Raw genomic sequence first — 12,805 nt, 5'->3', positions numbered from 1 at the left:
ATGATTATGACAACAGGTTTAACTGGCTTAATTTTAATCGTTGATGATACTCCCACCAATCTGGATGTGATCTCGGAAGCGTTGAGTAATGCGGGGTATAAGGTGGCGATCGCTACCAGTGGCGAACGCGCCCTCCAACAAGTTGAGCGACGACCTCCCGATCTGATTTTACTAGATGTGATGATGCCGGGAATTGATGGATTTGAAACTTGCGAACGCCTTAAAGCTAATGCCAAAACTTGTGATATTCCGATTATCTTTATGACCGCTCTGGCTGATGTAGACAACAAAGTTAAAGGGCTTAAACTTGGTGCAGTAGACTACGTTACCAAGCCCTTTCAAGAACAAGAAGTGTTAGCGCGGGTGAAAACTCATTTACAGTTACGTCTATTGACTCAAAATTTAGAACAGCAAGTGGCGCAAAAAACTGCTGAATTACAAGCAGCTCAGCTCCAAATCATTCAACGCGAAAAATTGTCAGCTCTGGGCAATTTGGTGGCTGGTGTTGCCCACGAAATTAATAACCCAGTTGGCTTTATTTCTGGCAATATTCAGCCCGCTTTAGACTATATCAAAGATTTGTTTGGATTGTTGGATTTAGTTCAGCAAGAATCTGCTAATTTCAGTCTGGCAATTCAAGAGGAAATTGAAGCGATTGACCTCGACTACATCCGTGAAGACTTACCTAAGTTAGTTGGCTCGATGCAAGAAGGAGTAAACCGGATTAAAGACATTAGCATCAGCTTGCGGACATTTTCTCGTGCTGATACCGATCGCCCCGTTGCCTGTAATATTCACGAGGGCATTGATAGTACAATTATGATCCTCAAGCATCGTCTGAAAGCCAACGACACTCGCCCCGAAATCCAAGTTATTAAGGACTATGGCGATTTCCCAAAAATTGAGTGCTATGCTGGACAATTAAATCAGGTATTTATGAATATTTTGGGGAATGCGGTCGATGCTTTGGATGAGTTAAATATTGGACGGAGTTATGCAGAGATTAAAGCTCATCCTAATCAAATTATCGTCAAGACAGAATTATCTAGCGATAGACAACAGGTAGTAATTCGCATTAAAGACAATGGTATTGGCATGACTGAAGCGGTGCGGGAGCAAGTTTTTGATAATTTATTTACTACTAAGAGTGTAGGGAAAGGCACGGGTTTGGGATTAGCGATCGCCCAACAAATTATCGTTGACAAGCATGGCGGTTTAATTCACGTTAACTCTATACTAGGAGCAGGAACTGAGTTTATCATCACCTTACCTACTAAGGAAGAATAAACAAGTTAATTTTTCCCTTGGCTTACTCATCAATTCTCAAACAACAATAGCCATGAATAACTCCGACAAAAACAGCGGCAGTCAGACAAATGTTCAAATTCTCGACTATCAAATTAGCGAAACAGTTTATTCAGGAAGTCGCACCGTAGTATATCGGGCTGTTCGTACCCATGACCAATTACCTGTCGTCATCAAACTGCTGAAAAATGACTATCCCAGCTTCAGCGAACTCGTGCATTTTCGCAATCAGTATACCATTGCTAAAAACCTTTGTCAACCTGGAATCATCCAAACCTATAGTCTAGAGCCCTATCAAAATGGCTATGCGTTAGTGATGGAAGACTTTGGGGGGATTTCTCTTAAGGAATGGGCGGGTTCGGGGAAAAACGCATTCTTCTTGAGAGAATTTTTAGAAGTCGCGATCGCACTCTGCAACACCTTAGATATATTGTATCGCGATCGCATTATTCACAAAGACATCAAACCCAGCAATATTTTAATTAATCCCGAAACTAAACAAGTCAAATTAATTGACTTTAGTATTGCGTCTCTACTCCCAAGGGAAACACAAACACTAATCAATCCCAATGTCTTAGAAGGGACACTGGCTTATATTTCCCCAGAACAAACAGGCCGAATGAATCGGGGAATTGACTACCGAACTGATTTTTATTCTTTAGGTGTGACTTTCTACGAATTACTCACAGGAGAATTACCATTTCAATCAAACGATCCGATGGAATTGGTGCATTGCCATATTGCCAAACAACCACCACTTTTATGGAACAGAGAACCGGGAAGTTTTAACCAGGAAAAAAATCCGCAAGTGCTGTCAGATATCGTAATGAAACTGATGGCAAAAAATGCCGAATCCCGCTATCAAAGTGCATTAGGTTTGAAATACGATCTAGAAAAATGTTTAATTCAACTGCAAGCAACAGGTTCAATTGAATCCTTTGAACTGGGAGAGCAGGATTTGAGCGATCGCTTCCTCATCCCCGATCGACTCTACGGACGAGAAGCCGAGGTAGAAACTCTACTCCAAGCCTTTGAGCGAGTCAGTCTTGGAGCCACAGAAATGATGCTAGTCGCTGGTTTTTCGGGGATTGGAAAAACAGCCGTTGTCAACGAAGTTCATAAACCCATTGTCAGGCAACGCGGTTATTTTATCAAAGGAAAATTTGACCAATTTCAACGGAATATTCCCTTCAGTGCTTTTGTGCAAGCGTTCCGAGATTTAATGGGACAATTGTTAACCGAAAGCGATCCACAAATCCACCAATGGAAAAACCAAATATTATCAGCAGTTGGAGAAAATGGTCAAGTAATTATTGAAGTCATCCCCGAACTAGAAACAATTATTGGTGAACAACCATCCGCACCAGAATTATCAGGAACAGCCGCCCAAAATCGCTTTAATTTATTGTTTCAAAAATTCACCCAAGTCTTTACCAGTGCTGAACATCCCTTAGTAATGTTCTTAGATGATTTGCAATGGGCAGATTCAGCATCGCTGAAGTTGATGCAATTATTAATGGCTGATACAAGTCATCTTTTATTAATTGGTGCGTACCGTGATAACGAAGTTAATCCAGCACATCCTTTGATGTTGACCTTGAGTGAGATTCAAAAAACACTGTTCACAATTAATACGATTACTTTAGCACCACTGAGTCAAGTCACAGTGAATCAATTAGTTGCTGATACCCTGAAATGCAGAGAAAATTTAGCCTTCCCTATTTCTCAATTGGTATTTCATAAAACCCAAGGAAATCCCTTTTTTGCTACACAGTTTCTCAAGGTATTACATCAAGAGCAACTGATTCAGTTTAACTGTACTGAGGGTTATTGGCAATGTGACATTGCACAAGTGAAGCAGCAAGCGGTTACGGATGATATTGTGGCTTTTATGGCATTGCAATTAGAAAAACTGCCTCCCTCAACTCAACAGGTATTGCAGTTAGCAGCTTGTATTGGCAATCAGTTTGATTTAGTAACTTTGGCAATTGTTTCGGAACACTCAGAGGTAGAAACTGCCTCTAATTTGTGGAGAGCATTGCAAGAAGGATTGATTTTACCAATTAGTAGTCTTTATAAATTTTATCATGGGGAAGAGCGGCAAGAATCGGCAGTGGAAAGTGAGAATAGCTCTAAAGAAATAGCTAAATATAGCTTTTTACACGATCGCGTCCAACAAGCCGCCTATTCCCTGATTCCCGATCGCCAGAAAGCCTCAATCCATCTGAATATAGGTCAACTGCTGCTCGATCGCACATCGGACATAGAACAGAACAACAAACTATTTGATATCGTCAATCACCTGAACAGGGGATTGAAATTGGTCGCCCGGCCCGCAGAACGAGAGAAAATTGCCCAATTAAACGGACTCGCTGCCAAAAGAGCCAGGTCTGCAACCGCCTATGAGTCTGCTATGACCTACGCAACTACAGGAATCACGCTGCTAAAGCCCGATTGCTGGCAAAGTCAGTATGAATTGGCTCTAATGTTGCATGAATTGGCGGCTGAAAATGCCTTTCTTGCTGGAGAACTTGAGCAAATGGAACATTGGGCCGAGATAGTGTTGCAAGAAGCGAAAACACTACTCGATCGGGTGAAAATCTACGAGATAGAGATTCAAAACCATATATTCCAGCATCAATTCTTGGATGCGCTCGCCTTGGCGAAACAAGTGCTAAGTCAATTGGGTATTCAATTACCCGATTGTCCTACTCAGGAAGATATCCAGCAGGGATTTCAGTATACGGTGAACCTGTTGGCAGGTAGACCGATCGAGGAGTTATTAAACCTGCCCCCCATGACGGCATCTGAACCCCTGGCAGCGATGAGAATTGCCGCCAGCGCTGCACCAGGCATTTATAATACAAATCCTTTGTTATATCCATTACTGATTTTTTCGCAGGTAAATGCCTCGATTCAACATGGCAACGCACCGTTCTCTGCCTTCTTTTATGTCAGCTATGGCCTGCTCTTGAATGGCATTTTAGAAGACATGGAAGCGGCAGAGCGGGCTGGCAAGCTAGCGTTAGCGGTCATCGAAAAACTCAATGCCAAGGAGGTTGAATGTAGAATCCGCGTCATATTGGGGGCATTTGTTCTGCATGGAACTACTCATTTGCAAATGTCAGTGCCAGTTCTACGGGAAGGCTACCAAATTGGATTAGATACCGGAGATTTGGAATTTGCGGGTTATGCTGCATTTCATAGCTGCAAAATTGCCTACTTCAGCAGTCAGGAACTCTTAACCCTGGAGCGAGATATCCACGTCTACAGTCAGATGCCGAAGAATCTCAAGCAGGTTCAGACGTTTAACTGCTTTCAAATACTCAGACAGGCGGTTTTAAAACTGTTGGGCAATGCTCACAATTCCCAGCTTTTGGTGGGCGATCTGTGCGACGAGGCGCAGTTCCTACCCCAGTTGTTGGCAGCCAACGATCTGATGGGGCTTCATTTCTTCTATCTGCATAAACTGATTCTTGGCTACCTGTTTGGTGAAACGGCGCAATCCCTGTCAGAGATTGCGACTGAGGGCAGACAGTATTTAGCAGCAGGGGCAGGTATTGTTACGGTGCCAATCTTTTACTTCTATGATTCTCTTGCTGCTTTAACTGGAGATTGTAGTGGGGATTCTGATTTGACCGATCGCCTGCAACGGGTAGCAGAAAATCAGGCTTCGTTGCAGAAGCGGGCACACCATGCACCGATGAACCACTTGCACAAGTGGCATTTGGTGGAGGCCCAAAAGCATCGAGTGTTAGGTGAAAAAGCCTCAGCGATCGACTATTACGATCGCGCCATTTCAGGAGCCAAAGAAAACGGTTATATCCAAGAAGAAGCACTTGCTAACGAACTGGCCGCCAAATTCTACCTCGACTGGGGCAAAGAGCTGATAGCTCAGTCATACATCACGAACGCCTACTATGCCTATGCTCGTTGGGGTGCTAAAGCTAAAGTTGCCGACTTAGAAAAACGCTATCCCCAACTGCTGGCTCCCATATTACAGCAAACCCGTTCTCCCCTCTCCACTAATGAAACCATCTTCGCCTTGGGAAGTGTCACCTCCACAACTTCTGCCACTTCTAGCAGTAGCAGTGTCTCAGATACCCTAGATTTAAAAACTCTTATCAAAGCTTCCCAAACTATCTCAAGCGAAATCGAACTCGAAAAACTGCTTTCATCGTTGCTTTCTATTGTGATTGAAAATGCAGGAGCCGATAAGTGCGTGTTAATACTCTTGCAAGACTCGCGCCTGCTAATCAAAGGGTCAATTAGCGTGGGGATGGAGCCAGTCGTGTTGCAGCACATTCCCGTTGAAGACAGTCAAGAAATTCCCCTGAAACTAATTTACAAAGTCAAGCATCACAAGCAGACTACTGTGCTAATTGATGTGGATGCCGATCTGACTTTAGCTCACGATCCATATATCATTAATCAGCAACCCAAGAGTATTTTGTGTAGCCCGCTTTTGCATCAAGGTAAGTTAATAGGCATTTTATATCTAGAAAACAACTTAGCAACGGGAGCATTTACCCACGATCGCATCGAACTACTCAACCTACTCTGCGCTCAAGCCGCTATTTCTCTAGAAAATGCCCGACTTTACGAGCTAGAACAGGAAAAATCCAAGTCATTACAAGCATCGCTCGAACAATTACAACAAACCGAAGCATCTCTAGCTAAAGAGCGAGAGTTTTTGAATGCGATCATTCATAATATTACCGATGGCATTGTTGTCTGTAATGCTAGTGGTAATTTGACCTTATTTAACAATGCAACTCGCGAATTTCATGGCTTACCAGTGGAATCAGTACCACCAGAACAATGGGCAGAACATTTCTCACTCTATCAACCTGATGGTCAAACACTGCTATCATCAACGGAAATTCCTCTGTTTCGCGCTTTGCAAGGAGAAATCGTCGAAAATGCCGAAATAGTCATTGCACCGAAGCAGGGTTCTCGGAGGAGTTTGTTAGCTAGCGGACAAGCGATTTTCGATCCTTGGGGTAACAAAGTCGGTGCGGTAGTTGTGATGCGAGATATTACCGATCGCAAACGGGCCGAACTTGCCCTACAGCAAAAATCCTTCGACTTAGAACAAGCACTAACCGATTTGCAAAACGCCCAATTACAAATGGTTCAAAGTGAAAAAATGTCGGCTTTAGGTAATTTAGTTGCTGGTGTCGCCCATGAAATGAATAACCCATTGGGGTTCATTGCTGCCAGTCTTCAAGAAACTAAACCTACTATTGCAGAGCTGATCGAACACTTGAAACTCTATCAAGAAACTTTCCACAACAAGAGCGAGCAAATTATCGACCATGCCGAAGAAATTGATTTGGAATATAGCTTAGAAGACTTACCTAAGATAATTGATTCCATGTCTACGGCGTGTGACAGGCTAAAAAATATCAGTACCAGTTTACGTACTTTCTCTCGTGCAGATCGAGACTACAAAGTGCCGTTTAACATTCACGAAGGCATTGACAGCACGCTCTTAATTATCAAACATCGCCTAAAAGCTAATGATCAACGTCCTGCCATAGAAGTCATGAAAAACTATGGAGATTTACCTAAAGTTGAGTGCTTTGCCGGTCAGCTAAATCAGGTATTTATGAATATTATAGCCAATGCAATTGATACTTTAGATGAATCAAATATTGGGCTAACTTTTGCCCAAATCAAGGCTCATCTCAACCTCATTACTATTCAAACATCAGTAGAAAATGATGCAGTAAAAATTGGCATAACAGATAATGGAAGGGGGATGAATGAATCAGTCAAACAAAAGATATTTGACCATTTATTTACGACGAAAGCAGTCGGGAAAGGAACCGGATTGGGATTGGCGATCGCGCGTCAAATCGTTGAGGAAAAACATGGCGGTTCCCTGAACGTTAACTCTATACTAGGAGCGGGAACAGAATTTATCATCACCTTACCCATCAAGGCGGCATAAACAAGTTAATAGTTCCCTAGCATTCGGACTCATGTAAGCGATCGCTCACTCATAAATCCTCAAAAAACTATGACCATTAATAACTCTCACTCCTCCAGCAACGATCGCACAACCGTTCAAATTCCCCACTATCAAATTGTCGAGACAGTTTATTCAGGAAGTCGAACTTTAGTATATCGGGCTATCCGTACCCACGATCGATTACCTGTCGTCATCAAACTCCTGAAAAACGACTATCCTACCTTTAGCGAATTGGTACAGTTTCGCAATCAATATACCATTGCTAAAAACCTTTGTCAACCTGGAATCATCCAAACCTATAGTCTAGAACCCTATCGGAATAGCTATGCGTTAGTAATGGAAGACTTTGGGGGTATTTCTCTTCAGGAATGGGCGGGTTCGGGGAAAAACGCATTCTCATTAAGAGAGTTTTTAGAAATTGCGATCGCCCTCTGCAACACCTTAGATATATTGTATCGCGATCGCATCATTCATAAAGACATCAAACCCAGCAATATTTTAATTAATCCCGAAACTAAACAAGTCAAATTAATTGACTTTAGTATTGCGTCTCTACTGCCGCGAGAAACACAAACACTCATCAATCCCAATGTCTTAGAAGGGACACTTGCTTATATTTCCCCAGAACAAACAGGCCGAATGAATCGGGGAATGGACTATCGGACTGACTTTTATTCTTTGGGTGTGACTTTCTTTGAATTACTAACCGGAAAGTTACCTTTTGAATCCAATGATCCAATGGAGTTGGTACATTCTCATATTGCCAAAGCCTCGCCATTAATACATGAAATTAACTCGGAAATTTCCTCTGTACTATCAAAAATTGTCAGCAAATTGATGGCAAAAAATGCCGAAGATAGATATAAAAGTGCTTTGGGATTGAAGTTTGACTTAGAAAAATGTCTAACTCAACTTCAAGAAACTGGTGAAATTGAAAGTTTTGAAATTGCGCGAAGGGATGTATGCGATCGCTTCCTCATCCCTGAGAAACTCTATGGTCGAGAAACTGAGGTTCAAGCATTACTTAAAGCCTTCGATCGCGTTTCCCAAGGCAGCTCAGAACTCATGCTAGTGGCGGGATTCTCTGGGATTGGCAAAACCGCCGTAGTCAATGAAGTCCACAAACCCATTACCCAGCAAAAAGGCTACTTCATCAAAGGCAAATTCGACCAATTCAACCGCAACATTCCCCTGTTAGCCTTTGTCCAAGCACTGCGAGATTTGATGAATCAACTACTCTCAGAATCCGATCGGCAGTTACAAACCTGGAAAGAAAACCTGCTCAAAGCACTAGGAGATAGCGGTCAAGTCCTCATCGATTTGATTCCTGAACTCGAACGGATTATTGGGTCACAACCTCCCACTCCAGAACTTTCTGGTGAGGCAGCCCAAAATCGCTTTAACCTCCTGTTCCAAAACTTTATTCAGGTTTTTGCGAAGGTAGAACATCCCCTAGTCATCTTTATCGATGACCTGCAATGGGCTGACTCCGCCTCCTTGAACCTCATGCAAAGTTTGTTGACGGAAGCCCAATCTCACTCTCAATGTCTCTTAGTCTTAGGAGCCTATCGAGATAATGAAGTATTTCCCGGTCATCCCTTTTTGATGACAGTTAAGACCCTAGAAAATGCCGATGTTACCCTTGAAACTCTCACCCTCAGTCCCTTGAGTGCTGATAGCCTCAATCACCTAATTGCTGATGCTTTTCAAGCCTCACAAAGCGCTGTGCAGCCCTTAACCAACCTGGTCATACAAAAAACCCAGGGCAATCCGTTCTTTGCGACCCAATTTCTTAAGGCATTACATCAAGATAGTCTGATTACTTTTGACCGGGAGGTTTGTCACTGGCAATGCGACCTAGTGCAGGTACAGGATGCAGCCTTAACCGATGATGTGGTGGAATTCATGGCTTTGCAGTTACGAAAACTGCCCGTTACCACCCAAGAACAGCTTAAATTTGCCGCTTGTATTGGGGCAAAATTTGACCTCAAGACTTTGACGATTGTTTCAGAACAAGACGAAATTCAAGTAGCCTTGACTTTGTGGTCTGCGCTCAAAGAGGGGCTGATTGTGCCGGAGGGTAAAATCTATAAGTTTTATTTGGATGATAATCAACCCCAGGAGCATCGATCCCTGAGTGAAGAGATTTCGGAGCAAATTCACTATCGCTTTTTCCACGATCGCGTGCAACAGGCCGCCTACTCACTAATTCCTGAAGACCAAAAACAGGCCACTCACCTCAAAATGGGTCAGTTACTCCAAACTCGTTTGTCAAAAGCAGAGCGAGAGGAGAAGTTATTTGATATTGTCAGTCATCTAAATCTAAGTCGTGGGTTGCTAAGTCATCAAGCCGAACGTGAGTCTTTGATTCGACTAAATCTAGCTGCGATCGAAAAAGCGAAAAAGGCAACCGCTTACGGTGTGGCGAGAGACTTGGTGACGGTGGGACTGGAATTACTCTCGGAAGATAGTTGGCAAACTCAGTATGAGTTGAGCTTAAAACTCCATGAGATCGCCGCAGATGTGGCCTGTTCAAAGGCTGATTTTGAGGAAGCGATCGCCCAAGTTCAACAGGTTTTGGATAAGGCTCAGACGGTTTTGGATAAAGTGCCTGTTTATATGGTGCAAATCAGGGTGTTGACGGCTCAGAATCAATTGGCGGATGCGATCGCCATTGCTGCTCAAGCCGTCACTCAATTGGGGATAGAATTTCCCTCAGACATCACACCGAGCCTAAGCGAACAAACCATACAAAATGCGGAAGTCGAGCTAGAGGGGAAAGTCATTGAGGATTTGGTCAACTTGCCTGTAATGACTGACCCGACGACAATTGCTGCAATGGAACTGCTGGGAACGATCATGCCAATGGTATTACAAGCTCGACCTACATTTCTGCCCTTTGTTTGTGCAAAAATTGTGAGCTTGTCGCTCCAGTTTGGCAATGCTCCTGTTTCGAGTGTTGGCTATGCTACCTATGGCTTGGTCTTAACGACGGGCTTGGGTCAAGTCGAGCGGGGCTATCACTTGGGGAAAATGGCTTTAACTTTAATCGATCGGCTCAATACAAAAGCGTACAAGTGTTTGACAATACTTCATTTTGCTGCCTGTGTCCAGCATCAAAAAGAATCTATGATTTCTATGGCTGCTTTGCTCAAGCAGGGATATTTAGTAGGAATAGAAGTCGGTGACTTTTTGTATTTAAGCTATTGTATGGCCCACTATTTTTACGCTTATTTCTATGCCGGAAAGGAATTATCTGCCCTTCAATCAGAAATCGCTCAGTTTTGTTCGGTCATTGCTTCACTAAAGCAGGATAATGCCCTAGCCTTCTTAACAATGAACCAAGCATTGTTTGGGCGCTTGCTTGAAAAAACCCATCAACCAACTCTGTTGATTGGAGATGCTTATGACGAGACGAAAATATTTCCACAGTACCTTCAAAATAAGCAACTAACAGGTCTTGGGATTGCTTACACCTACAAGCTGATCTTGGCTTATTTGTTTGGTGATTATAACCGCGCCCTTGAATATCTCAATGAAGCTAGCCAATATTTAGGTAGTATTGTCGGAATGCTGCATATTCCCGCCTTGCATTTTTATGGGGGGCTAACCTATTTAGCGGTGGTAGCAGGTAAGTCTGAGGATGAGCAGTTACAACTACTTGCTTTAGCGGAACAGCATCACGCTAACCTATCAACCTGGGCAGAGAATGCCCCTATGAATCACCAGCACAAGGTGGCTCTCTTGGCAGCAGAAAAATGTCGAGTTTTGGGCAATATCTCAGAGGCAATTGATGGCTATGAGCGGGCCATTGCGGGCGCTAAAGCCAACGGTTTCATTCAAGAAGAAGCCTTAGCAAATGAACTTGCAGCTAAATTCTATCTCGATTGGGGGAAAGAGAAAGTCGCCGCCAGCTATATGCAAGAAGCTTACTACTGCTATGCCCGTTGGGGAGCAAAAGCCAAAGTCGCCGACTTAGAACAACGCTATCCCCAACTGCTGGCTCCAATATTACAGCAAACCCGTTCTCCGCTTTCAACTAACGAAACTATCTTTACATTGGGGAGTGTCACCTCTACCAGTTCCGCCACATCCAGTAGTAGCAGTATCTCTGTAGCTTTAGATTTAGCCGCTATTCTCAAAGCTTCCCAAACTATATCAGGCGAAATCGAACTGGAAAAACTGCTGGCATCGTTGCTTTCGATCGTCATCGAAAATGCGGGGGCTGATAAATGCGTGTTAATGCTCTTGCGAGACTCGCGCCTGCTGATTAAAGGGTCAATTACTATAGGGACGCAGCCAGTTGTGTTGCAAAGCCTTCCTGTTGATGATAGCCAGGACATTCCCCTGAAGCTGATTTACAAAGTGAAGCACAATCGGCAGACTGTTGTGCTGCTGGATGCGACGGCCGAGCCGACTTTAACCAATGACCCGTATATTGTGCGTCAACAGCCTCAGAGCATCTTGTGCAACCCGATTTTGCATCAAGGTAAATTATTGGGCATTTTATATCTAGAAAATAATTTAGCCAAGGGAGCGTTTACGAGCGATCGCGTCGAATTACTCAATCTGTTATGCGCTCAAGCGGCAATTTCTATAGAAAATGCCCGACTTTATGAGCAGTCACAAATCTATGCCCAGCAGCTAGAACAAGCCTTACAAAACTTACAGCAAACCCAATTGCAAATGATTCAAAGCGAAAAGATGTCGGCATTGGGAAACTTAGTTGCTGGCGTTGCTCATGAAATTAATAACCCCGTCGGCTTCCTAACTGGCAATTTGAATGAAGCTAAATCCACAGTTCAAGACTTAGTGGAGCATCTCAATCTCTATCGATCTCGCGCCCCGGAAACAGAGCTTGCAGACCATGCCGAAGATATCGATTTAGACTATATCATCGAAGATTTGCCCAAAATGATTGACTCGATGCAATTGGGCTGCGATCGCATCAAAGGTATCAGCACTTCACTCCGCACTTTCTCTCGTGCTGACAAAGACTACAAAGTTCCTTTTAACATCCACTCTGGCATCGACAGCACGATCTTAATTCTCAAATATCGATTGAAAGCCAACGATCAGCGACCTGCCATTGAAGTAGTGAAAGACTACGGGAATATTCCTGCGATCGAATGCTTCCCGGGACAGCTTAACCAGGTGTTTATGAACATTATAGCCAATGCGATCGATGCACTGGAAGAATCAAATACAAATCGCAGTTTTGCCGAAATCCAGGCTAATCCCAACAGCATTATCATTCAAACATTATTAGTAAATAACCAGGTAAAAATCAGTATTGCTGATAATGGTAGCGGGATGAATGAATCAGTCAAACAAAAAATATTTGACCATTTATTTACGACGAAAGCAGTCGGGAAAGGCACGGGATTGGGTTTGGCGATCGCGCGTCAAATTGTAGTAGAAAAACATGGCGGTTCCCTGAACGTCAACTCTATAATGGGAACAGGAACAGAATTCATCATCATCTTACCCATCAAGGCGGCATAAACAAGTTAATTCTTCCCT

At 43.3% G+C, this 12,805-nt stretch carries 3 protein-coding genes; all 3 read left to right on the top strand.

Annotated elements, in window-relative coordinates; genetic code table 11:
- Positions 1-6: 6 nt before the first annotated feature.
- The 3 genes from QUB13_RS25830 to QUB13_RS25820 all read left to right on the top strand — a co-directional run bounded on the left by QUB13_RS25830 (position 7) and on the right by QUB13_RS25820 (position 12,787).
- Entirely contained in the window at positions 7-1,287 is a 1,281-nt protein-coding gene (locus QUB13_RS25830) for a hybrid sensor histidine kinase/response regulator (RefSeq protein ID WP_333386648.1), read from the top strand.
- 52 nt (positions 1,288-1,339) lie between these two features.
- Positions 1,340-7,261 carry a trifunctional serine/threonine-protein kinase/ATP-binding protein/sensor histidine kinase gene (locus QUB13_RS25825; protein WP_333386645.1) on the top strand — a complete coding sequence of 1,974 codons (5,922 nt, stop codon included), beginning with the start codon at positions 1,340-1,342 and terminating at the stop codon, positions 7,259-7,261.
- A 69-nt stretch (positions 7,262-7,330) separates the two neighbouring features.
- Positions 7,331-12,787 carry a trifunctional serine/threonine-protein kinase/ATP-binding protein/sensor histidine kinase gene (locus tag QUB13_RS25820; RefSeq protein ID WP_333386642.1) on the top strand — a complete coding sequence of 1,819 codons (5,457 nt, stop codon included), beginning with the start codon at positions 7,331-7,333 and terminating at the stop codon, positions 12,785-12,787.
- The last annotated feature ends 18 nt before the right edge of the window (positions 12,788-12,805 follow it).

This window comes from Microcoleus sp. B4-D4 (genome assembly GCF_036705185.1).
In the GTDB taxonomy this organism is placed as follows: domain Bacteria; phylum Cyanobacteriota; class Cyanobacteriia; order Cyanobacteriales; family Microcoleaceae; genus Microcoleus.
Note: the sequence above shows the minus strand (reverse complement) of the source record. Positions and strands in the feature narration are given on the sequence as shown.